General features: G+C 46.0%; 29 protein-coding genes and 1 tRNA gene. 8 read left to right on the forward strand and 22 right to left on the reverse strand.

What is annotated here, in order from left to right; translation table 11 throughout:
- Window positions 1-5: 5 nt before the first annotated feature.
- From ACK3SF_RS04360 to ACK3SF_RS04390, 7 genes are all read right to left on the reverse strand, one after another.
- Window positions 6-488 carry a DUF456 domain-containing protein gene (locus tag ACK3SF_RS04360; protein WP_414837476.1) on the reverse strand — a complete coding sequence of 161 codons (483 nt, stop codon included), beginning with the start codon at window positions 486-488 and terminating at the stop codon, window positions 6-8.
- Between the two features lie 30 nt (window positions 489-518).
- A tRNA-Lys gene (locus ACK3SF_RS04365) sits at window positions 519-654 on the reverse strand.
- A gap of 47 nt (window positions 655-701) precedes the next feature.
- Window positions 702-941 (reverse strand): LSm family protein, encoded by a 240-nt coding sequence (locus ACK3SF_RS04370; RefSeq protein ID WP_414837477.1) that lies wholly within the window; start codon window positions 939-941, stop codon window positions 702-704.
- 168 nt (window positions 942-1,109) lie between these two features.
- Window positions 1,110-1,487 carry a 30S ribosomal protein S8e gene (locus ACK3SF_RS04375; protein WP_414837478.1) on the reverse strand — a complete coding sequence of 126 codons (378 nt, stop codon included), beginning with the start codon at window positions 1,485-1,487 and terminating at the stop codon, window positions 1,110-1,112.
- A gap of 365 nt (window positions 1,488-1,852) precedes the next feature.
- Window positions 1,853-2,929 carry an OBG GTPase family GTP-binding protein gene (locus ACK3SF_RS04380; RefSeq protein WP_414837479.1) on the reverse strand — a complete coding sequence of 359 codons (1,077 nt, stop codon included), beginning with the start codon at window positions 2,927-2,929 and terminating at the stop codon, window positions 1,853-1,855.
- Between the two features lie 43 nt (window positions 2,930-2,972).
- Window positions 2,973-4,169 (reverse strand): glycine-rich domain-containing protein, encoded by a 1,197-nt coding sequence (locus tag ACK3SF_RS04385; protein ID WP_414837480.1) that lies wholly within the window; start codon window positions 4,167-4,169, stop codon window positions 2,973-2,975.
- A gap of 142 nt (window positions 4,170-4,311) precedes the next feature.
- Window positions 4,312-4,611 (reverse strand): OB-fold nucleic acid binding domain-containing protein, encoded by a 300-nt coding sequence (locus ACK3SF_RS04390; protein ID WP_414837481.1) that lies wholly within the window; start codon window positions 4,609-4,611, stop codon window positions 4,312-4,314.
- A gap of 112 nt (window positions 4,612-4,723) precedes the next feature.
- Between ACK3SF_RS04390 and ACK3SF_RS04395 the strand changes: the two genes are divergently transcribed.
- Both ACK3SF_RS04395 and ACK3SF_RS04400 read left to right on the forward strand, forming a co-directional pair.
- Window positions 4,724-5,617 (forward strand): Vms1/Ankzf1 family peptidyl-tRNA hydrolase, encoded by an 894-nt coding sequence (locus tag ACK3SF_RS04395; RefSeq protein WP_414837482.1) that lies wholly within the window; start codon window positions 4,724-4,726, stop codon window positions 5,615-5,617.
- A gap of 2 nt (window positions 5,618-5,619) precedes the next feature.
- On the forward strand, window positions 5,620-6,324 hold the full coding sequence (locus ACK3SF_RS04400; protein ID WP_414837483.1) for an endonuclease III domain-containing protein: 705 nt from the start codon (window positions 5,620-5,622) through the stop codon (window positions 6,322-6,324).
- Between the two features lie 94 nt (window positions 6,325-6,418).
- Here the strand turns inward: ACK3SF_RS04400 and ACK3SF_RS04405 are convergent, their stop codons facing one another.
- From ACK3SF_RS04405 to ACK3SF_RS04435, 7 genes are all read right to left on the reverse strand, one after another.
- Window positions 6,419-6,643, reverse strand: coding sequence for a hypothetical protein (locus ACK3SF_RS04405; RefSeq protein ID WP_414837484.1), 225 nt, complete (start codon window positions 6,641-6,643; stop codon window positions 6,419-6,421).
- A 119-nt stretch (window positions 6,644-6,762) separates the two neighbouring features.
- On the reverse strand, window positions 6,763-7,173 hold the full coding sequence (locus ACK3SF_RS04410) for a translation initiation factor IF-2 subunit beta (protein ID WP_414837485.1): 411 nt from the start codon (window positions 7,171-7,173) through the stop codon (window positions 6,763-6,765).
- Between the two features lie 41 nt (window positions 7,174-7,214).
- Window positions 7,215-7,916, reverse strand: coding sequence for a hypothetical protein (locus ACK3SF_RS04415; RefSeq protein ID WP_414837486.1), 702 nt, complete (start codon window positions 7,914-7,916; stop codon window positions 7,215-7,217).
- Between the two features lie 241 nt (window positions 7,917-8,157).
- Complete coding sequence (locus tag ACK3SF_RS04420; RefSeq protein WP_414837487.1) at window positions 8,158-8,907, reverse strand: OB-fold nucleic acid binding domain-containing protein; 750 nt, start codon at window positions 8,905-8,907, stop codon at window positions 8,158-8,160.
- A gap of 117 nt (window positions 8,908-9,024) precedes the next feature.
- Window positions 9,025-9,456, reverse strand: a complete 432-nt coding sequence (locus ACK3SF_RS04425) for an archaellin/type IV pilin N-terminal domain-containing protein (RefSeq protein WP_414837488.1) — start codon at window positions 9,454-9,456, stop codon at window positions 9,025-9,027.
- A gap of 59 nt (window positions 9,457-9,515) precedes the next feature.
- On the reverse strand, window positions 9,516-11,507 hold the full coding sequence (locus ACK3SF_RS04430; protein ID WP_414837489.1) for a minichromosome maintenance protein MCM: 1,992 nt from the start codon (window positions 11,505-11,507) through the stop codon (window positions 9,516-9,518).
- A 111-nt stretch (window positions 11,508-11,618) separates the two neighbouring features.
- Window positions 11,619-12,170 (reverse strand): TATA-box-binding protein, encoded by a 552-nt coding sequence (locus tag ACK3SF_RS04435; RefSeq protein WP_414837490.1) that lies wholly within the window; start codon window positions 12,168-12,170, stop codon window positions 11,619-11,621.
- Window positions 12,171-12,309: 139 nt separating this feature from the next.
- Here ACK3SF_RS04435 and ACK3SF_RS04440 point away from each other — a divergent pair, with 139 nt between their 5' ends.
- The gene (locus tag ACK3SF_RS04440) at window positions 12,310-12,591 is read left to right on the forward strand and encodes a hypothetical protein (RefSeq protein ID WP_414837491.1); all 282 of its coding nucleotides are present in this window, start codon (window positions 12,310-12,312) and stop codon (window positions 12,589-12,591) included.
- On the opposite strand, the gene ACK3SF_RS04445 is transcribed toward ACK3SF_RS04440, so the two are convergent.
- From ACK3SF_RS04445 to ACK3SF_RS04455, 3 genes are all read right to left on the reverse strand, one after another.
- Window positions 12,565-12,888, reverse strand: a complete 324-nt coding sequence (locus ACK3SF_RS04445; protein ID WP_414837492.1) for an Rpp14/Pop5 family protein — start codon at window positions 12,886-12,888, stop codon at window positions 12,565-12,567. The two genes, ACK3SF_RS04440 and ACK3SF_RS04445, sit on opposite strands and share 27 nt — an antisense overlap.
- Window positions 12,885-13,496, reverse strand: a complete 612-nt coding sequence (locus tag ACK3SF_RS04450) for an RNase P subunit p30 family protein (protein ID WP_414837493.1) — start codon at window positions 13,494-13,496, stop codon at window positions 12,885-12,887. Before ACK3SF_RS04450 ends, ACK3SF_RS04445 begins: the two co-directional genes overlap by 4 nt.
- Before the next feature lie 85 nt (window positions 13,497-13,581).
- The gene (locus tag ACK3SF_RS04455; protein WP_414837494.1) at window positions 13,582-14,157 is read right to left on the reverse strand and encodes a 50S ribosomal protein L15e; all 576 of its coding nucleotides are present in this window, start codon (window positions 14,155-14,157) and stop codon (window positions 13,582-13,584) included.
- A gap of 120 nt (window positions 14,158-14,277) precedes the next feature.
- On the opposite strand from ACK3SF_RS04455, the gene ACK3SF_RS04460 reads away from it, so the two are divergent.
- On the forward strand, window positions 14,278-14,757 hold the full coding sequence (locus tag ACK3SF_RS04460; RefSeq protein WP_414837495.1) for a hypothetical protein: 480 nt from the start codon (window positions 14,278-14,280) through the stop codon (window positions 14,755-14,757).
- 98 nt (window positions 14,758-14,855) lie between these two features.
- The gene (locus tag ACK3SF_RS04465; protein WP_414837496.1) at window positions 14,856-16,232 is read left to right on the forward strand and encodes a LamG domain-containing protein; all 1,377 of its coding nucleotides are present in this window, start codon (window positions 14,856-14,858) and stop codon (window positions 16,230-16,232) included.
- Here the strand turns inward: ACK3SF_RS04465 and ACK3SF_RS04470 are convergent.
- The gene (locus tag ACK3SF_RS04470) at window positions 16,229-17,902 is read right to left on the reverse strand and encodes an ATP-dependent DNA ligase (protein WP_414837497.1); all 1,674 of its coding nucleotides are present in this window, start codon (window positions 17,900-17,902) and stop codon (window positions 16,229-16,231) included. The two genes, ACK3SF_RS04465 and ACK3SF_RS04470, sit on opposite strands and share 4 nt — an antisense overlap.
- Window positions 17,903-17,955: 53 nt before the next feature.
- On the opposite strand from ACK3SF_RS04470, the gene ACK3SF_RS04475 reads away from it, so the two are divergent.
- Together ACK3SF_RS04475 and ACK3SF_RS04480 are read left to right on the forward strand one after the other, a co-directional pair.
- A complete protein-coding gene (locus tag ACK3SF_RS04475; protein WP_414837498.1) occupies window positions 17,956-18,600 on the forward strand; it encodes a nitroreductase family protein in 645 nt (214 codons plus the stop codon).
- A 128-nt stretch (window positions 18,601-18,728) separates the two neighbouring features.
- Window positions 18,729-19,580, forward strand: a complete 852-nt coding sequence (locus ACK3SF_RS04480) for a TrmB family transcriptional regulator (protein ID WP_414837499.1) — start codon at window positions 18,729-18,731, stop codon at window positions 19,578-19,580.
- Window positions 19,581-19,624: 44 nt separating this feature from the next.
- On the opposite strand, the gene sppA is transcribed toward ACK3SF_RS04480, so the two are convergent.
- Window positions 19,625-20,446 (reverse strand): signal peptide peptidase SppA, encoded by an 822-nt coding sequence (gene sppA / locus ACK3SF_RS04485; RefSeq protein ID WP_414837500.1) that lies wholly within the window; start codon window positions 20,444-20,446, stop codon window positions 19,625-19,627.
- Between the two features lie 96 nt (window positions 20,447-20,542).
- Between sppA and ACK3SF_RS04490 the strand changes: the two genes are divergently transcribed.
- Window positions 20,543-22,150: a tRNA uridine(34) 5-carboxymethylaminomethyl modification radical SAM/GNAT enzyme Elp3 gene (locus ACK3SF_RS04490; protein WP_414837501.1), complete on the forward strand. Its 1,608-nt coding sequence runs from the start codon at window positions 20,543-20,545 to the stop codon at window positions 22,148-22,150.
- An 89-nt stretch (window positions 22,151-22,239) separates the two neighbouring features.
- On the opposite strand, the gene ACK3SF_RS04495 is transcribed toward ACK3SF_RS04490, so the two are convergent.
- From ACK3SF_RS04495 to cca, 3 genes are all read right to left on the reverse strand, one after another.
- Window positions 22,240-22,524: a hypothetical protein gene (locus tag ACK3SF_RS04495; RefSeq protein ID WP_414837502.1), complete on the reverse strand. Its 285-nt coding sequence runs from the start codon at window positions 22,522-22,524 to the stop codon at window positions 22,240-22,242.
- 264 nt (window positions 22,525-22,788) lie between these two features.
- A complete protein-coding gene (locus tag ACK3SF_RS04500) occupies window positions 22,789-23,394 on the reverse strand; it encodes an adenylate kinase (protein WP_414837503.1) in 606 nt (201 codons plus the stop codon).
- On the reverse strand, window positions 23,352-24,716 hold the full coding sequence (gene cca, locus ACK3SF_RS04505) for a CCA tRNA nucleotidyltransferase (protein ID WP_414837504.1): 1,365 nt from the start codon (window positions 24,714-24,716) through the stop codon (window positions 23,352-23,354). The genes ACK3SF_RS04500 and cca overlap by 43 nt, the downstream gene beginning before the upstream one ends.
- Window positions 24,717-24,747 lie beyond the last annotated feature (31 nt).

The raw sequence follows: 24,747 nt of genomic DNA on the forward strand, positions 1-24,747 counted from the left end.
TTTTTCTAGAAGATTACTGCGATAACGAATCCTGCAAGGATTGTTACTGCGATCAAGGCCTGTGTGAATGTAGAGGCCAGTATACCGAGAGCCGAGTAAATTCCTGCTTTTCTGCTTTTCTGCATATCTCCGGTTCTGAGATATTCTCTGATGAAGACTGTTAGGCCTGAGGCGATTATGACTCCGATCGGGCCTCCGAGGATGAAGAATCCTATGAATCCTGCTATGCCTGCTGCTACAGAAGTTTTACCTGATGCTCCTCCTGCTTTTGCTGTAATAGCTCCTGAGAACCAGTCTACTATGAGGCCTGTAGCTCCGAGGAAAGCTGTTATCCAGAGGAAAAGTGCTCCTGGCTCGGTGTAGCCTGTGCTCCACCAGTAGAGGCCTACTCCCAGAAGAGATGCTGCTAGGCCCGGCATTCCAGGTATTATGCTTCCTGCAACTCCGATTATGAGAAGCAGTAATGCTGCGATGAGAAAGTAGTCCATTGAAATCTTCACCTGTTGGAAATATGTGTTCGGGTCCGGTGGGATTTGAACCCACGACGGCCGGGTATCTTTTCCGAAAATCAGAGATTTTCTTATTCCCCGGTTCTCGTGGAGAACCTTGAGGTGATTAAAAGCCCGGTGCTCTGCCAGACTGAGCTACGGACCCATGAGAGGCCTTGTTTCAGGCCTCTATGAGTTTTTTAGTATAAATGTTTATTCTGGACTTACGAAGAGTACGTTGTCTCCTCTTACGAACAGTCTGCCGTATTCTGTAGTGTTTTCTTCGCCTTTAACGGTGGCATTCTGTAGCCATACGTTTAGGTGTTTGTCGAAGGCCTGTAGTTCTCCTGAAACTGTTGTCTCCTCTCCTCCGAACTTCTTGAGTTTAATCAGTACGTTTCCTTCCTTTGCCTTATCTAGTACGTCAAAAGGACGCTTGTTGTTGTTAGCCATGTAAAAGCTGCACCTGTAACACTGGATAGGCCTAACAAATTATATAAATGCTGTTAGTTTCCAGCGTTTTAAGCAAGTTCTAGACGGAATTTTTGCGGAGAAAAAATGAGGCCTCAAGGTAAAAAGTTGAGTAGTTGAGATGAGAAGTAGAGATCTGGAGAGGAGTTTTTATTCCTCTACCAGTGTTGCGTTGACTACGCCGTCCTGTCCAGGCCTTGACGTGATTCTGGCCTTTCCTTCGCTTGTCTGGATGATTGTTCCTTTGGTTAGGAGGCTTCTGCGGACGTAGTTGTCGTTCGCCGGGTTGTCGACTACTGATTCGATTTCAGCGTTTTTTACTTCTCCGTCGACTGAAATGTTAACTTTTTCGCTTCTTTTGGCGACGCTTTTCTGTGTGCTTCCTCGTGCGTCTTTAGTTACAACTTTCTGCTCTCCCAGTCCTGGACTGGAGAACTCTCTTCCTAGATCATACTTTCTGGACTTCCGGTAAGCCCTGGTTTTACCGCCTGACTTCTTTGTCTGGGACCTATCATGTCTTACAGCCATAGAACCTTTTTCAGGCCTAAAATTATTTAAAACAGGGCAACATATGGTAGAGAAATCTTGTCGAATACGTACAGAATGAAAAGTAAAGAAAATGATATGGAGTGATCCAATTAACCTAGGATGCCTCTTGCAGCAGTAACTACCCTGCTTAGAAGCCTGTCCTGTGAGAACTGGACTGGTATCTGATGTCCGGTGTCGTCAAGAAAATCTGACTCAACCATACTACCAAGATCCCGGTTAAAGCTTATAAACCTAAACCAAAAAACACGCTTATCGTTCAGAAAGGTTCAAAACCGTTTATACAGGCCTCAAAACAGGAATAACGATCGCTAAAAGTTCTGGAAATTTCAGGGCCTCTACAGGACCTAAATATGTCTTAGAGTGAGTTGAAGAATATCTTCATCCTCTAACTCATGTTCAAGGCCTACCTTCTGCTCCGGGAACTTTGAACTAGGCCCTGTCACTCTGGCATGCTTGAATCGATCCTTCATATCGCCTGGCAGGAATTCAAGAGCATCTTCTATAGTATCTCCTTCTCTGAGGATCAGGGGCTCGTCTTTATCCGGCTCCTCGTTTTTCTCCTTCATGTACACTCTTAACAGCCCCATCTTCTCGAAAATCATGTCTCTGAGTTCTCCAAGGCCTTCACCAGTCTCTGCGGAGATCAAAAGATCGTATTCATCGAATTCAGATCTGTCATCAATCATATCTGCCTTGTTGATGACCTTGATGCCTGGAAGATACTTTCTATTGTCCATAAGCGCATCGATGAATCTGTCAAGGCCTAAATCCTCTCTGATTATTACTTCAGCGTTAGTATAGCCGTTTTCATACATTAAATCCTGTATTGTATCTTCCTGTATGTCAAGATCTACTGTTGATGAGACGTTGATTCCTCCCCTGTCCTTTTTCTCTACTCTAACATTTGGAGGCTTTTTGTTCATTCTGAGGCCTGCTTTATAGACTTCGTCCGTGATCTCCTTTTCTCTCATCTCTTCAGGATCAAGAACTATCAGGATAAGATCAGCGTTTCTTACTACGGAGAGTACCTGTGTTCCTCCGCCTCTACCGTCTGCTGCCCCTCCGATGAGGCCTGGGACGTCAAGTATCTGTATATTTGCTCCTTTATGCTTCAGCATTCCCGGATTAACTTCCAGAGTTGTGAACTCGTATGCACCGGTGTCAACTTCTGCATTCGTTAGCTCGTTGAGAAGTGTTGATTTGCCGACACTGGGAAAACCGACTAGAGCGACAGTTGCATCGCCTCTTTTTTCAACGGCGTATCCGGATGTATCTCCTGTACCTTTCGCCAGTTTCTGTTTCTTCTCCTTTAGCTTGGCGATCTGGCTTTTGATACGGCCTCTCTCCTTCTCAGTAGCCTTATTCACAGGAGTTTTCTGGAGTTTTTCCTCCAGTTCCTCGATACGGTCCTCAACGCCCATAACTGTAAACGCCTGTACAAACTTGAAAAAACCATCTACATTTTCAGCTGATCAGTATTCTTCCGTTCTCAGGCCTGAAACTGGCTCCTTCCTTCAGACGAGCAGCCCCGAAGCTCAGTATATCAAATGACCCATGCCAGCTCCCTGACAAAACAGTAGAGTTGGAAACATTCAAGGTAGCTTTAGAGCCCAGAGACTCAAACACAGAAGAGACCTCAGACTGAAAGACAGAAGAAAGCTCGAAAGATCTGCCTGAAATATCGTGAGTTGAGTTCGATATACACTCGTTGAAGAGGCCTCTACGATCGCAGATAACGAAATCACTCTGATAGCGTATCAGGACGACTCCTGACCCTCCGTCTCCTCCAGATCCAAATTCATAGTTACCTCCTCCGCCACCTCCACCCGTATTTTCCATAGCATTATGACCATCAGCTGATGATGATTGCCCATCGCTTGGCGCAGCACTATTGCCCCCTCCTCCTTGACCTCCATAGGCAGCTCTCACTTCTCCAGATATATCTGTTCGGCCTTCATGCCCTCCTCCGCCACCTCCTGCAAACCAGCCATTTTCTCCATATTCATCTCCGAATACATCCCCGTAGTATACTCCATCTCCACCATCTCCTGGCTGTTGAATATATTCATCAGAACATTCAGAATCTAGTCCTGTTTCTCCAGCACCACCTCCACCAGCTGCTAGACCTGATCTACCACAGTTAACATCGGCATCACCTCCTGAATACCCATTACTTGTCAAAGATTCTCCTCCTGTCCCATAATCTGTTCCGCCTCCACCTCCTGAAGCACCATCTTTTCCATCACAACCATGTGGTGCACCACCCCCACCTCCCTCAACAGAGATAGATCCGAAACTGGATTTCTCACCGTTTTCAGCATTATTTTTCGCTCCATAACCACAGGAACCATCCCCCGGATTAGTTCCTCCGTTACCACCATCTCCAACAGATATAGAAATAGTATCATTCTGTGAAACATCAACGCTATCATAGACAACACCACCAGCACCACCACCGCCGCCTCTAGTAGCACCGCCTCCACCCCCACCAGCTACTACAAGTACGTGTGCCTCATCCACGTTGTCAGGAACAGTCCATGTATGATTACCTACCTGCTCAAAGGCCTTAACCTCGTACTCCTGTGCAGAAGAAATGGATAAACCTGCGACCAGGATAAGTATGAACAGGCCTGTAAATTTTCTGAAGCAAGATTTTTGCAACTGATACTGCACCTCTAACATCTAGTTTCGCATAACTGAGTGAAAAAGAAACCCCCATAAGAAGGAAACATTTTACAGATAAATATGAAGATCGATGATAAAAAGAGAATATGCATGGAGGGCCCAGTTGAGGCCTCTCAGTTTACTCTTCGACTTTCTCGATGCTTCCGTCCCTGCTGATGTTCAGCTGGATGTCGTCTGCCCATTCACGGACGTAGGCGCCTTCGATATGTACTTTAGCTCCTTCCTCGATGGCATCAATTTCCTCTTCCCAAAGCGTCAGGTCGACCTGTCCGGTGTCGTCCTCGAAAACCACAGTAACAATCCTTTTCTGCCCATATCTTGTGGATACTGCTCTTGGAGTTGGAAGTTCAGCGATTTCTCCTGTGATTTCGACATCGTCAGCTTCAGGGTCGAGTTCCTCAACTGTCATCTCAGTCATTATGTATCAACTAACTACCACGTAGCAATTGAAACTTAAAAGGATTTTCCTGCATCTAAGAGGCCTTTCTGCACCTCAAACCGTAAAAACTTTTACAGCGAAAAACTTGAATGTGAAAACTCCCTGGGGCTACTCTAAAAAGATCGAACAGCTGGAGGATAAAATCGAACAGCTGGAGGAAGAATTAGAGGCCTCTAAAAATGAAAAAGAAAAGTTTCAGGAACGCTTCGAGGCTGAAAAAGAAAGAAGAAGCGACCTCTCCAGGAAAAAACAGGAAGCAGAAGAGAAACTGAACAAACTTCAGCAGAAGCTGGAGAACAGACCTCAGAAAAATGATAAACAAGAGGAAAAAAGAGAAGATAGAAACAGAGACATCGAACTTGGCTTCGAAGAAGTAATGAGAGGCCTGGAGAAAACATCTACAGTTAACTCAGATGAAGAGGATTTACTGACTGTCTACAGCGGGAAGAACAGTCTAGACGATTTAAAGGCGCTGAAGAACTCTGTCAGCCAGGAAGTTTTCACTGAGATCCAGAAAGACGGAAGCTCTGTAGTCTTCACGGATGAAAAGTTTTTCCGCTGGAAGATCAGGACAAGGCCTTTCCTAGAAAGCTTCTGGAGCCTTGGGAAAAATTTCAGGCCTGGAAAAATCCTTGATTTTGTAGAGAAGGAAAAGTACTGGGTGCTGGCCTCTATGGGAGAGACCGAAATTTTCAGAGAGGCCTCAGGAAGTTTCGAGAAAGTTGATCGCGTGAAGACTCGTGTCAACAGGAAGCAGAAGAAAGGCGGATTCTCGCAGGGAAGATTTGAGAGGAAGAGGGAAGAACAGATATCAGGACACGTGAAGAAAGTTAACGAGGCCTTGAAAGAAATCAGTGGAGAAATTTTTGTCCTCGGCGATAAGAGATTGTGCGAGGATATCGATGCAGAGTATCTTGGCGGCTTTGATTCCTCGAGGCCTGTTTCTGCGGATGTATTTTATAACTTCAAGTTCATTCGTTTCTAGTTATGCCGAATCCGAAAAATGTTTCTGAGGATGAGATCCGTGAAATCTATCAGGGCCTGAAAGATCGTTACGGAGAGGCCCCTGAGCCGAGCAGCATGTCCGGTGTTGATTATCTTGTTGAAACTATTCTTTCTCAGAACACGAACGATATCAATCGTGACAAGGCCTTCAAGCAGCTGAAAGAAAAATACGATTCCTGGGAGAAAGTCGAAAAAGGAGATTACGAGGAGCTTGTCGATACTATCAGAGTAGCGGGATTAGGCCCGACAAAGGCGGAGAGAATACAGGAGGCCTTGCGGATCACCAGGGAGCGTGAAGATGAGTACAGCATCGAGTTCCTGAACGATATGAGTGTTGAAGAAGGGAAGAAATGGCTGACAGACATCCCTGGCATAGGCCCCAAGACAGCTGCTGTGATACTTTGCTTCCATTTCAAGAAGCCTGTGATCCCCGTCGATACACATGTCCACAGGATCTCGAAAAGATTCGAACTAGTGCCGGAGAAGGCCTCGAGGACGAAAAGTCACGACATTTTAGAAGAAATCGTGCCGGATGAAATCAAGTATGGATTCCATAGATTACTTATCACGCATGGAAGAGAGACATGTAAATCTAAAGGCCACGTCGACAATGAAAACTGCTTCGAGAGATGTAAGTACTACAGAGAAGTTGTCATAGGCGGAAAAGATCCGAAAGAATTCGTTTAAATTCTGGAAAAATTTTTTTGAGAAAATATATGTGAAAGGCCTGTCTTGCAACAGGCGTGAATTTGTATAGGAACTCAGGAAACGACTGGAGGAATTATTCCTCGTGATCGTGGTCGTGTCCTGGCTGTTCCATTCCTTCCTGCTGTTCCTGCATCTCCTCGACGATCTGCTGTGCGCGTTCGTTGATATCTTCCTGTGAAACGACGTCTTCTTCGTCTAGGATGTTAAGCAGGGCCTGAACTGTAAGTTCAAGGTTACCTAGCTTCTGCTGGAATAGCTGCATGATCTGCTGTTCGTTCATTTCTGGTTGTTCTGGCATAATTAATTGACACCTCTTAAAGTGAATAAAACAAGAGTTCTCTTGAACTCTTTTAAATGCGCATACCTGTCACGAGGAAAAAGAAGGCCTCGAAAGAAAAATAAAGCACAGAAGGCCTTTTAAGCCGAGTTAAGAGGGTTTCTGGCTCCGCAGGCCTGGCACTTCAGAAGCTGGACGCCTTTTTCCTTAACGATCTCTGTATCAGGGCTGTCACACTCCGGGCAGAAAACAAAGTCTTCAGCGAAGTTCTGTAGCCTTCCCTGAATATTTCCTCTTCTGAGCTCTCCATTAAGTACAAGCTCTCCCTCCTTCAGTCTTCCTGCAGTACCCAGTTCATTCTGCAGATACTTGGAAAGCCTGTCCTTCTCCCTGTTAAGCTTATCCGCTATCTCGGAAAAGTTTACAACTATAGTTTTAGATCCATCCTTCCTGGTATCTACTTCAGGCATCTCGAAACGTTCACCGGATCCTGATTCTTCCGGTACTTCTTCCAGGCCTTTTTCCAGGAGATCTTCATAATCGTCAGTCATAAAAGAAAGTTAGAACGTGAATTTCTTAATTCAAGCGGTATCTACTCTTTTTCAGAAACGGGAAATTCTCCGAACTCAAAATTTTCGTCGGCTTGATACTTCAACTCTATCAGTAACTGAGCTTGTCTCGACATCTCATCAGCATTTTCCGGATACCGCTCCTCTAAATCTAGGGCCTCTGTGACAGATCCACGGACGAATCCTGCGAAATCTCTTTCTCTCAATCTATCTGCCTGCTCCATCCTCTCCGCTTCAACGGCGTCAAAGGCCCTCTCCATATCCCTCCATGTATCCAGGCCTTCAACGATATCATAAGGAGTGGAACTTCTCCTTCCCTCTACTTCCTCCAGGCCCAGTATCCTGGGAACATTTGTCTCTGGTATTCCATCGGCGTGCCACTTCCTGTCCGAGTATCTGTCAGAACTATCCGTGAACATGTCCTGACTCCAATCATACAGTTCACGGGCCTCAGGATCGTACAGGAATAGACTGTCGCCGCTGTTACCCTTATCAGTTACAGTTCTCTGGGATATCTGGAATAGATAGTCGCCGTCAGGAGTCTCTGCACCACGGACAACCTGGAGAGTATCCCCTCCGAACATCCAGCCCTCAGACGCCAGGTACTCGACATCGTCCCCAGCAAGATATTCAAAGGCCTCATCGATCCGAGATTCTTCGCCTAACTCAAAGGCCTCCTCCACATTCTTATCTTCGGCATAATTTACAACGTCTCTCGAACCCATAAACTACATTTTTACTTTAAAGTAACAATTCTTATGTTTCTCCGGTATTGAGAGACAAATAGATATCTTAACCAGACACGCCTTCGTAAAAATGATTGCTAAGTCGCCGCCATCGATAGCAATGGTAGTAGGCGGAGGACTGATATTCTCCGGCAAACCAGAAGGATGGCTCGCATTTTTTGTTGGAGCCGGACTTAACGGACTTTGGATTCTGAGTAGGTGAAAAACCTACTCTTTTTCTTTAAAGTTTCTTGATCTTTCCTGGCTTTGGCTCGTAGCAGGTTCCGTCGCTGAGTAGCGAGTTGATTGTGTCTTCAAGCTGGTCTTCGTCGGCATCTTCAACTGTTTCCAGAATTTCGCTGTAGTCTGCTCCTTCGCCGTCGTCAAGCTCTTCTACTGCTTCAAGGACGTCTCTTTCAAGATTCTCAACTGTTTCCTCTGTCTGGACGGTGTCGAACTGTTCTCCGAAGCTCTGCATGACGGAGTCTACTTCCTCTTCCGTAAGCTTTCCGGCCATCTCTTTCTCTATCTCATCCTGATCTTTTCCGGATTCCTTGAGCTGTTTGATTGTATCGTAGATCTGCTTCCATTCTTCAAGCTGTTTCTTGTGCCTTAGCTTGTGAAGAAGCTCTTTCTCTACATCCTGATTCTCCAGAATCTCACCGTTCAAGTAGATTTCTCCCTGATACTCCCGGACTTTTCCTACTACTTCAATTATATCTCCGGATTCGAACTCTCTCATGTCGTCAAGTTCGTTGAAGAACTTGATCTGGATAGTATCTTCTCCGTCGTCTACAGTGATCGAGGCGTATGTCTCGTCCTCGTTGATGAACGTGTCCACAACAGTTCCAACAAGGCGTCCACGGGAAAGCCTGCGGCCTTCCGGCGTCAAAAGATAGTTAGGCTCAAATCCTTCCTGCTGAAAATACTTACCTGAATTAAGTTCCCGAGTCGTAGTAATCTTTGCGACCTGTCTACTCTGCTGTGGCATGTAAATTCAAGATATTCTTACTCTTAAGAAACTTTACCGCCTCGAAGTAAAAAACTCGTGAAAGGCCTCTTAAATCAGCCACACAGAAAATCCGAAATCACAGATAAAGGCCTCTAATCAAGGCGGAGGAAGCCTCATACAGCGATATTCTATCGTCTCAGTCGATGTCAGGATATTTATCCGTGTCTCACTTGTCATACTGATTGAAGGAGTCAGAGTTGCTGTGAAAGTTCCCTGCGGATCAACTACATCCTGACTGACACTGTAGTTCTGTCCTAGTTCAAGGCCTTCGCCATCCACCTGGAAAGGAATATTAGTAGAATTTATCGTCTGTGAGGCATCGTTCCGTATACTGAGTTTGAGATTGTCCGGTTGGCCCCAGCAGCTTTCGATCCTCAAACTTTCAGAGTTAAGATTTATCTCCGGCTCGAACTGCTGTGCCTGATCTTGAGTGCTTGAGAAAACTTCGTATATAGTCGCTGATCCTGCTACAGTTACAGCGATCAAGAGAACTACTGCGATCACAGGCGTTATTCCTTTCCTTTTCACATTTTTAGAAGAGGCCTGCGCGTTAAAGTAGGTTTGGCATAGAAAGTTTCCAGAATTTTCTAGATCTTCTGGATGAATCCCTGCTTCGGCTCGTACAGCTCGCCATCACGCTTCAGGCGTTCGATAACTTCCTCGGCCTGATCTCTTTCAAAGTCTTCTTCCTCAGCTCTGTCAAGAACTTCCTCTATCTCCACTTCTCCATCTTCAGCCATCTCATTGATGATATGCTTGACACTCTGCAATCTATTTCTTTCAGAGCTTGAGACACCTGACTCGATTATATCGGCGTCGAACTCTCCTGTCTCCGGATCAACACCTACCTGTTCAAGCGAGTACTTCAGAATCCTGATAGCTCTCTCCGCATCCTTCTCAGTAACTTTATCACTCAACTCTGTCCTTGCAGAGGCCTCTGCAATTCTTACCAAGGCCTCAAGCTGTCGAGCGGTAATCGGAACACTGTTCCCCTCTTCATCGTATCCACGGGAACGCATACTGATGTAGAAATCCTGAATCTTGTCCGCAGCCTCCTGCGTCAACTGAGGCCTCATCCTCTGAGCGTACGCAATATACTTACGCAGCTGTTTCTGAGATATCTCTGCCTCTGTCTCCTCAGGATCAAGATGATTCTGCAGCACCTGACTGGAAAGCTTTGTATCTTTCTCCTTGTCCGGCTGATCCTTTACAGGGAAGATGAAATCAAATCTGGAAAGCAGTGTATCCCCGATGTTGATCTGCTGTGGGATCGGCTCATAAGGATCAAATCTTCCAAGCTTTGGATTTCCAGCAGCGAGAATAGAAGTCTCAGCATTCAGAGTTGCCTGGATGTTCGCCTTGGAAACAGAGATCTGCTGCTGCTCCATGGCCTCGTGCAGCGAGGAACGATCCTCAGCTGCCATCTTGTCGATCTCGTCGATCGCCGCCATTCCCTTGTGGGCGAGGACAACTGCTCCGGCCTCAAGAGAGAATTCTCCTGTAGATTCCTCTTTCACTACAGAAGCTGTCAATCCTGCGCCTGTAGAGGACTTTCCAACAACGTATCTTCCCTTTGGCGCCAGTTCCCCCGTAAATTTGAGTAACTGGGATTTTCCTGTTCCTGGCTCTCCAATAAGTAGTATATGTAAATCTCCACGGCTTTTGACGCCGTCATCTCTAGTTTTCTTTACTCCCCCGAACAGCTGTAGCGCAATGGCCTCCTTTATCTCATCGTGGCCGTATATAGAAGGAGCTATAGAGCTTGAAATCTTCTTGAAGATCTCCGGATCTTTAGCCATCTCCTCAATCTCTTCCTCTTCTTTATCACTTAACTCAAGCTGCTCGAACTCCTGCTGCGTTGGCTCAACACTGTTGGCCTCCATATAGATATCAAACTTCTTTGAATCCTTCTTCAGAGGCTTCTCACGGAGAACTCCTGTTATGTGGACAACGTTTCCAGGTACGATCTTCTTCTGGAAATCCGGATCAACAAGATCTCCTTCAAGTCGAACTGATAGGGCGGACGGCTGCTCGGAACCTTCTCTTGACTCCGGATTCTCCTCGATCTGTACCATCTGCGTATCTGTCATTATCTTGTTGTGGACCTCGAACTTTCTGGATCCACAGGCCTCACACTTGTACGGAGATTTCAGCTTTGTCGAGTCCTGCTCCTTCTCCACAATCTCCCCGCAGTTAGTACACTGGAACTCTGCCGAAATAACTTCCGGCTTTACCTGAGAGGCCCTCTTGATCATACCTTCGATAGGTATGAAGTTGCCGATGTGCTTGGAACGAAGATTTCTCAGGAATACGAAGTCCTCCTCCGGCATGTTCTCAAATCTTACACGGATCTCTTCATCCGTAACAAGATCAACACCCAGAAGCCCTTCCTCAGCTGCACTTATCGCACTTTCAGGACTCTCCCGTAGAAACTCACTTAACTCAAAGTTGAAGGCATCCATCTCCTGGAAATCAACCACTATCGAATCTTCTCCATCCCTGACAACTTCATTAACAGTATCGTAGTATTTATTGGAGAAAAATTCCTCGAATTCGCTGACCGCCTCCCCGTATTCCATACATCAAACATGTATGCAAAAAATCATAAATCACAACCGGTAGAGAACAGAAAGCTGGCAGAGAAACAGAGCGAAATAAATAGAAAATAAGTGGAAGGCCTCTGAAAGGCCTTATTCCATTGCACCGATTTCCTTGAGATCTTCTTCCATGTTGGCAATCCCTCGCTTGACGTCCTCATACGTCTTTCCACCAGTACATACGAGATTACCGGAACTGAACAGCAGGAAGACTACCTCAGGATCATCAAGCCTGTAAACCAGGCCCGGGAACTGCTCAGGCTCGTACTCTGTTCCAACAAGCTCGAAAGCGATCCTGTTCAAGTTCAGAGTTGCATCAAGCTCAGATGATGCCACGATGTTCTGTACCGTGATCTCTGGCTTGTTTGTAATCTCTACATCAGCCTCTTTCAGCTCCTCGATGATCTTGTGAGTTGCCTCCTTGGCCTGTTCAGGACTCTGTGTACCTGTGCAGACAATCTTCCCTGAACCGAAAAGCAACGCTGCGGCTTTCGGCTCCTCAAGCCTGTAAACCAGGCCCGGGAACTGCTCAGGCTCGTACTCAGTGTTTTCTAGGTATATAGCTATTCTGTCAAGCGGAAGTGATTGATCGAAAGTTGCCGATGCAACCACGTTCTGAATGCTTATATCGTCGTCATCAACCATTTTTTGAAGTCACCTTGGGATTCTCCGTTTCAACGGACTAAGAAACATTTAAATCCTTTATAAACAGTATTTAAAGGAACTCTTTTAAATGAATCCTTTAACAATGAATTAAACTGAAGGCCTCGAAGGTGAATAAATTTTGAAAGAGACAACCAGACAGCTAGTACTGCTATTCGGAGTATTAACCCTTCTAACAAGCAGTTACGTAGTTATCAGCCTGGCAGATGAACCGGCAGATCCGGGAAACGACAGGCCTCCAGAAAACATCACACAGCCAGATGACCAGCAGCAGATGAACAACACCGGAGACGACGATCCTGAAGGCCTCATAGAGAGATCGATCAGAGGATTTGAACTTCTGATAGGTGATGTAGGAGAGACGATGAGTTTCCTGTCAACTGACTCCGGAGATAGCTCCTGACACTCTTTCAACCTCAGCAAATCCTCGAGTACCATCAAAGTTTCTCAGCAACGTCAGAGCAGCTTTCATATCAACCTCATACTCTCTTTTAACCCTGATAACCGCTTCCTGTTCTTCCTGATTAAACTTGTTTTTTATCAGCCATGCATCTGCATCGCTGAAATCCTTAAGGCCTACAAATTCCGGAATAGTATCCCAGTATGCCTCAAGAAGCTCCTCGAACTTTATTTCGCTTTCTGAGTGTATCTTGAACTTGATATACCGGTACGAAGGCCTCTGTGAAGGATCTGTATTCATTTTTTCTCAACTCCCGGCCTTACAAAGTCTTCTCCGGATTTTTTCATGTTTTCCTGTAGCATCTGATCTGAAGTGTCAAGAGATTTCTCTGCATCACCGTTTAGAGAACGGACAAGTGATTTCAGATCTTTTGGAGATCTTAGATCAAATTTTTCCTCGGCTCCGGTAGTTATCAGATACTTTGTATCAAATTTTTCACATATACGGAAGATCTGACGCCAGTCCGACATCACTGATACCTTCTTCTTCTTTTTTGAGGCCTTGATCATCCGCCTGAAGCTGAGGCCTATCGCCACTCCGTTTTCAGCTGCTTTTTCAGCTATGACTTTGTCAACTCCTGTTTCGCTGCGTCCTTTTCCCGGTGAAAGAAGTACATCAAGTCTGGGATCAGAGACTGCTTTCCTGTCAAGTTCTTCGTTTCCCGCTCTGAATACAAGTATATCGGCGTCCTCTCTGTTCTGTGATATTTTTTTCTTGAGTTCTCCCCAGTCAGAGGCCTCCAGAAAGACTGTGTTGAAGTCAGCGTTTGTCGAGTCCCAGCCAATTTCTCTGGCTTTCCCGTGTATTTCTTTGTCCTGTGTCTCTATGCAGGGATCGACGTAACTCATGGAAAATTAATCAGGGAAGAAATGATTAGTTAGTTGCGGAGAAATGAAAAATGAGTATATGAGAATAGAATGAGGAATATGTTTTTTACTTTCCTCTGTTGCCTTTAGCGTTCTGTGAAGGCCTTACTTTCTCTGCTCCTGTGCCTTTGTTGTCCTGGCCTCTTGAACTCTTTGCTGCAGGCGTAACTCCTCTCTCTGCTCGATCTCTGTTATCTGCAATCCATTTGAGATCGTCGTCGCTCTGGATTTCAGGATGGTCAGGATCTACCATTATTACTTCGAACCATTTCCTGTTTCCGTCTTCTGCTACCCAGTAGGAGTCAAGTACTTCCAGATTGGAGTATTTTCTTGATACGCGCTGTTCTCCGATTACCTGTTTTGACTTCTTGCGGGAGTAACGGCTCTGTCCTGTCTTGCTAGGCGCTCTTCCTGCGTCAGGCCTCTTCCTCTTTGTGCCTCCCTTGTCTACTTTTACGCGTACGATCTTGAATCCGTTCTTTGCTTTGTATCCTTTTTCTCTTGCTTTAGGACGTCTCGTAGGATTCTCAACTTCTACTACTGCTTCCTGTTTTCTCCATTCTACCAGTCTTTCCTGCCAAAGTTCATCAAGATTCTCTTTTGGCTGATTGTAGTTTTCTCTAGCGTACTTGTAGTATCCCATAATTGACGTCCTCGTATACCATTAACTTCCGGCAAAATATTATAAACCCTGTCGGGAGTCATGGTGTCATTACTCCGAAACAAATAAAAGAAAAATCTGTAATCACTTTACTGTGATACTATGCATCCAGCAGCAAAGATTCTAGTCGGCGCACTTATGATTGTAGTAGGAGCCTTTCTATCTATAGGACCTCTTTCGGAACAGGTGGCAACACTTGTACTGGGAGGAGTAGGGCCTCTACTTGTTCTCATAGGAGCGTTCATTGTATGGCTTGAAAGTGATGAATGGAAGATGGAGAGACAGAACAAGGAAAGTAAGCAGAAAACTTCAGGCCTGCAGGAACAGTTGAAAACAGCTCAGTCGATCAGAGACAGAGAAAAGAAAGAAAGAGAAGATCAGAAGCGACAGGAACAGCAGAGACAGCAAAAGAACAGGAAAATCCAGAGAGACTACACCGACGTACTTGAAGAAACAGTAGAAGAAGCGAAGGAAACAGTCTCAAACATGGAAGATCCGAACTACAACGCACTGATCGCAGCAGAGAGACGGGATAAGAACAGGAAAACTCTCATCCAGTGGCTTGAAAGACAGAGCGAATAAAAAATTTCTCAGAGGCCTGTACGAGGCCTCCAAATATTTTTCTTAGAAGACTTTCTCCGACAGACTGATTTATCAAAACTCTTCAATAGTTATTGTACATGGACTGGCGTAAAACAGGTATTTTGCTTGTAGCCTTACTTTTTGCCAGTTCAGTTTCTGGAAGTGTTTCCTGGAATAAAGCCTCTGACTGGGACTCAGGTTCTTCTTCAGGACTGGTTCACGAAAGTTTTGGAGACAACAGTGCTGAGAGTGTGAAGCTCGGATGGTCTCATTACGGGAGCCAGAACAGTTTGACAGGTTACTGGCCTATGGACGAGGATAGTGGCTCCACTGCTGTGGATGTGAGTGGTTCAGGAAACGATGGAAGTATCGGCAGCGTTGATCTTGGGAAAGACGGTGTTTTCGGAACAAGTTCTTTCGAGTTCAAAGGCGACGATATTGTTGTAAGCAGTCCTAATGAGCTTCCTACAGGAGATTCAGCGTTTTCTACTGTTTTCTGGTTCAAAAATATCAACGCCAATGATAACGGCGGTATACTGCACTGGGGTGCGAACAGTGGAAGCAGTGCCAGCGGGCAAGAGGTCCGTGATGATGGATGGCAGCACTATTTTTACGGCAACGACAACAACTGCTACAACCTCGGTATGTGGGACGGCAACTGGCATATGGCCGTCGTAACGTATGATACCAGTACAAATATGAGGAAAATGTACCTTGATGGAAATCTGGAATGTAGCGATGACGCAGGAAACGTGAACATCGATAGCAGCACCGACATACAGATCGGGGGAGGAGATTCTAGTGCCGCATTGAACGGAGCAAGACTGGATGAAGTCAGGATATGGCACAGATCAGTAAGCCAGGAGGAGATAAACCAGCTTTACAGCTCTGCATTCAACGGAGAGCTCAACACTTCCTGGAAAAACTTCGACAGAGAGACACGCCCGGATAAACTGGAGCTAAAAACCAACAGCACCCTGAACGGACAGACGATAAACGTAGTAATAGACTCCGACACTGATGAAAACGGAGTTACAGATGAATCAAGTGAACAGATAACACTCAACGGTAGTGGAGGACCCTACCCTGTAAAAGGCCTCTCAGCAGACTCAAAAAGTTATAGAGCCCGGATAACATTCGACTCCAGCACCGCATCAAGTTCACCGGAGTTAACCGGTCTGAAGCTTGAGAGTAAAGGCCTCGAGATATGTGATCACAGAGGTCCAGGTAATGAATGTGTCTCGAACAGCAGCCACGACGTTAACGGGAAAACTTTCCATCTAAACTCTATCTTCATAGCTGAACCATCAGCAATCCTCACCGCCCTATCCGAGAACTCTACGATACATGTAAACAACGAATCCCGTATCTCAGGCCTGTGGAAAGGCGGATTCTTCATAGATTCTCCAGGGCCTAGAATTGTTTCCGGGGCTGCTTTCAGGCCTCATGGCAAAAGAATTGTCATCGGGAACTAGCTTTGATCTTCGTACAGGTTCTTTACCTTCTGCAGGGAGTCTGCCTGTTCTTTGTCTTCTCTGAACTGTTTCATCCTCGGGAACCGGAGTGCGTATCCTGAAGAATAATTAGGACTTTCCTGGATCTCCTCGTATTCGGCTTCTACGATGACTTCAGGCCTGACTTCTACTTTTCTGCCGTCTTCCTTCGTTATCAGCGGCTTCAGTTTCTCTGTGATCTCCTGGAACTGTTCGTCGGTAAGGCCTGTCGCCATTTTTCCGACTTCTAGGTATTCATCGTTTTCTTCATCGTAGCATCCGAGGTACAGCCGGCCAAGCCAGTCGCTTCTTCTTCCTTCGCTCCATTTTGCTCCGATGATCGCAAGATCTAGAGTCTCCATCACCGGCTTCAACTTGACCATGTAGCCGACTCTGTTACCGGGCTTGTACTCTGCTTCAAGAGATTTCATCATTATTCCTTCGTGTCCGGCGGAAAGAGAGGCCTGCTGCATCTCCCCGACTTTCTCCTCCTCACTGGTTTCTGCGTGATCAACGAGTTTCATCACTTTCTCCTCCTCGCTGACTATCTCCTGAAGTTCCCTCCATCTCTCACTGTAAGGCCTTTCAAGGATCGGCTCATCTAAATATATCAGATCGAAAGGCCTGACTGTGACAGGTATCTGGGCCTTCAGTTTCTGTATCTCGTATTTTCTCTTGATCCTCTTGGAAAGCTTCTGGAAAGGAATCATGGATCCATCCTCGGGATCGTAGCCGACTATCTCAGTATCAATTATACAGTTCTCAGACTCTATGTTTTCCTCAACAGCCTCTACAACATCAGGGAACTGCTCTGTAACATCTTCAAGCCTTCTGGTAAAGACTGTGACTCCCCCATCTTTTACATGGATCTGGGCTCGCATACCATCGTACTTGTAATCTATAGCCGCTGGCTTACCGACTTCTTCAAAACCTTCCTCAATAGTCTCAACTTTCTTCGCCAGCATCGACTTGATAGGCCTCTCCAGTTCAAGCTCCAGCGATCTTACTTTTTCTATTCCTTCTCTACAGGCCTCTGCAACTTCTGCAAAATCATTCGTGAAATCATAGGCCTTCTGAATCTCTTCACTATGTTCTCCATCGAAAAAGGCCTCTGCCAGAGCATCTCGGATTGTTCCCTCTCCGATTCCCAGCCTCAAATTATTGATTATTATACGTGCGAGATAACGGGCCTCTTTCGGCTCCGCTGAAGATATCAGATCAGCCAGTTCTCGCTGTTTTTTATCCTGGTCAACGCTCTGGCTCAGTCCCGAGGCCTGTGTATCCGCTACTTTCTGAAGCCTGTCGACAACTTTCTCCACGGTTATTTCCTGTGTCATCAGTCTTTGCTGTGTCTTTTTCTCCACCATGGCCTCTGCTGCCAGGCCTAGATCGCCTTCGTTTTTCCATGTCTCTGTTATCTCGTCTTCTGATCTTCCTGTGGCCTTTGAAATTATTTTGACAAGTGTTTTTGAGGATACACCGAGGTCCATGTTTTTCCAGGCAGGGAAAGGTGTGCCTGTAGAAAGCAATACCAGGTTTGCAAGTTCGTCATCAGCGTCTCTGAAAAGCTCTGCAAGTATATCTGTTTTCTCCAGATTCTTCTGTGTAGCTTCCAGATCTTCAAAGGCCTCTGCAACTCGGGAGTATCTCACACGGTTTTTTTGCACCTGAAGGTTTAAACCTGTACGAGACGAATAGTTTCGTGATGTCGGTTCTCGAACAGACAAGAAAAATAACCTCTTTCAGAAAGCCGAAAGACGAGACAGTATCACGGAAAGTGATCGGCAGGATACTGGAAGCAGGTCGACAGGCCCCGTCACCAGGCGGAGTACAGTCACTTGAATTCGTAGTAGTCGAATCAGAAGAAGTCAAGGAGCAGATAGAGATGGTGGTAGGCGACGAAAGAGTAGTAGAGGCCCCGACATCGATAATCATTATCGGCGACAGACAGAGAATGGCCCGCAGAGTAGGCGCAGAAAATGCAGAAAAGGCCTCACAGGCAGAAGTATCATGCGCCGTACAGAACATGCGACTGGTAGCACAGGAAAACGGTGTATCAAGCTGCTGGTTCTCCGGCTTCGAGGGAGAGGTACTCGCAGACAAGATAAGTGCCCCTCAGAACAAGGTACCTACAGCTGTAGTCTCACTGGCGTATACCGACAATCCTGTTCCTATGAAGGAGAAGTTCGGTATGAACGAGATCTGTTTCTACGACGAATACGGCAGCCAGGTCAGCACGCTTTTCGATGGGCCTGAATGGGAAGGAATAGAGGAGGAGAAAAGAATCTTCAGAAAGAAGCAAAAAGGCCTCGTTGACAAGTTGAAACGGCGACTTCGAAAGGTTTTATAAATATTCAAGATACATTGTTCACTATACGATGATAAATCTCTCTGGAGGCCTCACGGAAGTGAGGATTGACGAGTGAGAAAGGTTTATAATTTACTAGAGAGAATGTTTCATTGTGTTAAGGTGAAAAAATGGTAGCAAGCCAAGAGACTCTGGACAAGCTCGAAGATATCGGGTTGAACATGTACGAAAGAAAAATCTACTCCGCACTTCTCGGACGAGGAGTTTCAACAGCCGGAGAACTTTCTGAGATGACAAATGTTCCACGCTCACGAGCTTACGATGTCCTGGAGTCTCTAGCTGAGAAGGGATTCGCTGTCATTAAATCATCCAAGCCTATGGAGTACGTTTCTATCCCTCCACAGCAGGCTATTGAAAATATTAAGAAACAGCACAGACAGGAATTGCAGGAGAAGATGGAACGCCTCGATGATTTCAAGGAGTCAGAGGCAGTTGACGAGCTTGAAAGTCTTTACGATCAGGGCCTCGAGCTTGTAGATCCTGCAGACATGTCCGGATCCCTGAAAGGTTCCAGACAGATCCAGCAGCATCAGGGAACAATGTTCCAGGAAGCTGATGAAAAGATAAGAATTCTTACTTCTGAGGAAGGCCTCAGAGATCTACGTGAGAACCACATGGATACACTGAAAGAGGCCAAGGATCAGGGCGTGAATGTTCAGATTCTTGCACCTGTCTCGGAAGATAACTATGATCACTACGACAGTCTTGCAGAAGTTGCCGAAGTAAGACACCTGGAAGAAGACGGTGAAATCAGTGCACCTGAGGGAAGATTCTCGATCGTGGACAATGATGCAGTCACAATGTCAATGACTCATGAAGACGTCCACTCCACACAGGACTCGGCTTTCTGGAGTCAGAGCGATCACCTTGCAGAAAATACCATGGGTCCTGTATTCGAGACTCTGTGGAACAAGTCAGGCAAGCCTGAGACTCCTGAAGACTTCGATCAGCCGTCTCCTTAAGGCCTGAAATATAGATTGTAGAAAAAAGACATATACCCCATTTTTTATCCCAGTCTTGCTGTCAGAGGCGACTCAGGACCAGAGATAGCCGATATAATGGAATTTACTGCGTCCATCGACAGTAGTGAGAAAAGATTGAAAGACTGTGTTGTCTGAACGCTTTCAAAGGAAAGTTCCTGCTCTGTGATATTTTCTGCAACAGTTTCTGCCGTTGAACGGCCTCCAAGATGATCTACAAGGCCTTTAGTTTTTGCATCTTTGCCGAGTATTACCTGGCCTTCTCCTACTTCATTGATTTGTTCCTGTGTGAGATTTCTTTCCTCTTTTACAAGATTGAGGAACTGCTGGTGTACTTCAGAGGCCTGTTCGCTGAGAATTTCTCTGTCTTCCTCAGTCGAGTTCATGTATGGCGATCCTACTCCCTTGAACTCTCCTGCAGTGATATTGACGTATTCTACTCCGTATTTTTCCAGTGCTTCTGAGAACTCGAGATATGAACTCCTGACTCCGATGCTGCCCGTCATTGAGGCCTTGTCCGCTACTATTTCATCGCATCCCAGTGAGAAGAGGTAGGCTCCTGATGCTGCGACGTCCCTGAATCGACAGACTGTAGGGATATCCATTGATTCTATTTCACGCATTATCTCCTTTGAGGCCACTACTGTTCCTCCTCCAGAGTTGATCTCGTAGATTACAGCCCGGTATCCCTGATTTTTGACTCTGTCGTTAAGATTTCTTACCTGTCCTGGCGTTATACCTGTAGACGAGAATGCGCTGCTGGGGCCTGATGAGCTTATTGTGCCCGAGAGTTCGATGTATGCTGCTTTCTGTGTTCCGAGGCTGAATGCTGTTGTCCCCGATACCATAATTAAAACTGCGAGAAAAATCCAGGCCTTTTTCATAGATTGTTTTTGTCTTGTATGTTCTTTTTAACTTTCGGAGTTGATCAAGTTCTTACTGCCATGTCAGATCTCAGGGAACTTTCAAGGACTATAATCGAAGAGATTGAATCCGGAGAAATAGAAAGCAAAGACGATGTAGAGACAAGGAAAAAACAGCTCTGCAGAAACAACGACATCTCCGGAATCCCGAAAAACAGTGATATCCTGAAGTTCCGTGAAGACGACGAGAGAAAGGCAAGAAAGCTTCTGAAGCGAAAACCTACACGATCTATCTCGGGAATCGCCAACATAGCGATCATGGCAAGGCCTGCTCCCTGTGGCGGAGGATGCATTTACTGCCCTAAAGGAAAGAACGCTCCACAGAGTTACACCGGCAAGGAGCCAGCAACTCGTAGAGCTATCAGAAACCAGTATGACCCCTTCGACCAGGCCCACGACAGACTTGAACAGTACGAGAACAACGGCCACAGTATCGACAAATCCAAATTAATCATAATGGGAGGAACATTCCCGTTCCAGGACCCGGAATACCAGAAAGAGTTCATGAAAAGAGCCTTCGACGGATTCAACTCGTACCCTGAAAAAGATGAGATCGAGGGAAGTGAGGCCTACGACGGCGCAGACTCTCTGGAAGAGGCCAAGAAAATCAACGAGACCGCTGACGTCAGGAACGTTGGTGTAACATTTGAGACAAGGCCTGACATCGCAGAGACAAAGCATATTGATCGTATACTGGAGATGGGAGGTACCCGTGTAGAGATGGGCGTACAGACAGTTTTCGACGAGACTCATGAGGTCACCAATAGAGGCCATGGAATGGAACCTGTAATCGAGGCCACTAAACGTTTGAAGAATGCCGGTTTCAAGGTGGCATACCATCTGATGCTAGGCCTTCCGGGCGAAGGATATGAAGAAGATATCGAGAAGTTCAGGGAGGTCTTTTCAAATCCAGATTACCAGCCTGATGAGATCAAGATCTATCCGTGTGAAGTAATCCAGGGCACCGAACTTTACAGGCAGTACGAGGAAGGAGATTTCGAGCCTATAACAGATGAAGAGGCCAAAGAAAGATTGAAGAAGGCTCAGAAGGATATTATCCCTCCTCACGTGCGTGTGAAAAGAGTTATGCGTGATATACCTTCAACAGAAGTTGATGCCGGACCTCAATTGACAAATATGCGGCAGATGGCGCTGCAGGAGCTTCACAAAGAGGGAGAAAGATGCAGATGCATAAGATGCAGAGAAGTAGGCCACGTCAAGCGGACACATGATCTTGAGCCTCAGGAGGAAAATATCGAGCTTGTTGAGAGAAATTACGAGGCCTCAGGCGGCGACGAGTACTTCCTGAGCTTTGAAGATACTGAAAACGACATAATTCTAGGATTTACGCGTCTGAGAGCTCCGAGTGAAAGTTTCAGGCCCGAGATTGACCATGATACGTTGATCGTGAGGCAGCTGAAAGTTCTTGGGACTGCTGCAGGCCTCCAGGATGAGGGCGAGGTTCAGCATCAGGGTCTTGGTACACGCCTGATGGAGAAAGCCGAGGAAAAGGCCCGTGAGTTAGGCCGCAGTAAAGTCACGGTGATTTCAGCAGTTGGGACGCGCGAGTACTACAGGAAGTTCGGTTACGAACTTGATGGGCCTTACATGTCAAAAGAGCTTGAATGAATACTCTGCAAGCAGGGAAAATTTTCTCTGGAAATAAAATAAAGAAAGAGGTCGGTTTGACCCCCCCGTATACGTCTAGGCTGGCATCTCTAGTTGGAAGAATGCTGGTTCTTCAGTTCCTGCCACTGTTCGGCGAATTCATCCTTCATGTGTTCAAGAGCTACTTTCTCTTCATCTTCTAGCTCGCGGTTCTCAACAATATTCCTGTAAACCTTGTAAGGGTGAGTTGGAACATCTTCCTGCATGTTCTGTCTAAAATCATCTTCAAACTTGTGTCGATGTTGATCGACCTTCTCTTTAAGGATGCCATCCTCCTCCCAAGAATCATTGAGCTTCTCCTTAGAGCTCTTACCTAAATCCCAGAGGCTAGGCATAGTCTGAAAGCAGGGTTTAAACCTTATTAACCTTACGCACCGCTGAACACTCCAAATACCCGCAGCCAAGGCCTTGTTACTCCTTTTAGCTAACAACAATATCTCGTTTTAATGATGTAATCAAAAACATCTCTACATCCTGCAAAACATTATAGAAACAATTTAAAACCGTTAAAAACATAGAAGGCCTGAAAGCATGCTTTAAAAATGTGAAAAGGCGTTCAAGGCCTTTCAAAGCCCTGAATCCTTATACAATACGTCTCTTTATTCAAGAACTGATACAAGTTCCTGTGCTGCCTGTTGTGCCTTGCCAGCCTTGTTTTCAATTGTTTTCAGGTATGCTCCTGTAAGAACTGATCCTGTAGCCGCCATTTCACGTGCTACAGACTGGTAAAGTTCTATTCCTTCTACTGATTCATGTTCACGATTTCTGCCGCCGTCCTCTGTGCTTCTGTCATATATCTCCTGTGCCGATGCGTCAAGTATGACTATGTGCTCTGGCTCAAGATTTTCTACAGTCCATTTTGGCAGGCCTGGAAGAAATCCGTGCGGTGTCTGAATAGCAGCGTGCGTATCGACGATAATGTTGCCATCTTCTGCATCTTCAACTATGGACTCTGCCGCCTTTTTCTGTATATCTTTCTGTTCCTCTGCACTGATCTCCTTGATCTCGTCACGTGAATCGATAAGATCTCTTTCCATAGCAAGATCAAGCATCCTGTCTCCGTAATTAATTATCTCGTAATCCTCCTCAGCCAGCTTCAAGGCCTCTTCAAGTACAGTGGATTTTCCAACTCCTGAAAGCCCTACTACAATATTGACGTTGCTCATTGTTCTAACCTGAGTTTCCTGACCAAGAATTTTAACCATTCCTCATCCTCCTGAAATACATCCACCATCCTGAAGTCCTTGATCTTCTCCGCAACATTGCCGGGGACACCTTGCTCCTCCAGTTCAGAGGCCTCGCCGTCAAGGAAGTGCTTCAGCAGATTCCGGGCGTTGCTGAACTCCCGCTCCGTCTTCGCTACGACCCTGTCATCCTTCACGAAGGTGTTGTCGTACTTCTGTGTGAACTGTTCAAGATGTTCAACACCGTGGAAAATCTTGGGGCCTTTCTGATAGTATATCTCCGGCAAAGACTCATCCAGTTCAAACAGAATTCTGACTTCCTCGCCTACATGGAATCCTGACTCGAAAATCCGGAAGCCTGCATCTTCAAGTCGATCCTCCAGACGCCGCAGTGCCTTCCGGAGCTGCGGATAAAGTATATCATCAGGCCTGTCCGGTGTCTCGAACTCAAGTACGATAAAATCTCCTCGTCTCTCGATCTCCTTCCTCACAGCAAAGCTTTCAACATCAATATCTTCTCTGCGGAAGAAATCCATCCCGGGCTCTCTGGAAAACTTCCAGGCCTGATAGACGAAACGTGAATAGTTCTCCAGAGTTAGTACTGAAGCCACGTTCCTCTCAGAGTCGACAGGATCAATGACGACCAGCGGCTCATCCCTGAAGCGTTTCTCCAGATTCTCCGGAAGTTCATCGTGATAATCTTCAGGATCAAAGAACTCTGTTTCACTCCACTCGCTGGCCGACCTCAGAAGATCGTCGAACGAGCCGAATTCATAGATCAAAAGTTCACACAGATAGCCAGAAAATCCCTGAACCTTGAGAGAAGAACCATAAATACCTGAGGCCCGGAGGAAAGCCTTCAGAAGTACGACGTCTTCACACTGCTTCGATGAAAGATTCTCCCTCACCCACTTCGCATGATGCGGGCTTCTATCAACAGCACTGATTATATCATCCGGATCTGTATCGTAACACGGCACTATCTCGACTTCCAGGCCTTCGATCACGCCTTTAGTGTAAGGATGCTCGGCATAATCGACTTCGTATTCTCCTTCAAACTCTTCGAAGACTTTTCTACCTATTTCAAGGCCTTTCTGTTCCAGCTCCCTTCTCTCCATATCTTCAGGGAAGAGTACGAAGAGATCGAGATCTCTGTCACCAGTCATGCACGTCTTTCTACCTGCTGAGCCGGCGAAGAATGTTTCAAATCCGAACTCTTCCTGTATGAAACCAGATATTTTCTCATAGGCCCGTTCCAGTTCGTCAAACTCTTCCTGTTCCGGATAGAACTGATCTACAGCCTTTCTCCTTATCTTTTCCCAGCTTATTTTGGAGTTGTCCATGTACAGGCCTTTATCATCGATTAATTTAATC

The sequence above is a fragment of the Candidatus Nanosalina sp. VS9-1 genome (genome assembly GCF_047555085.1).
In the GTDB taxonomy this organism is placed as follows: Archaea; Nanohalarchaeota; Nanosalinia; order Nanosalinales; family Nanosalinaceae; genus Nanosalina.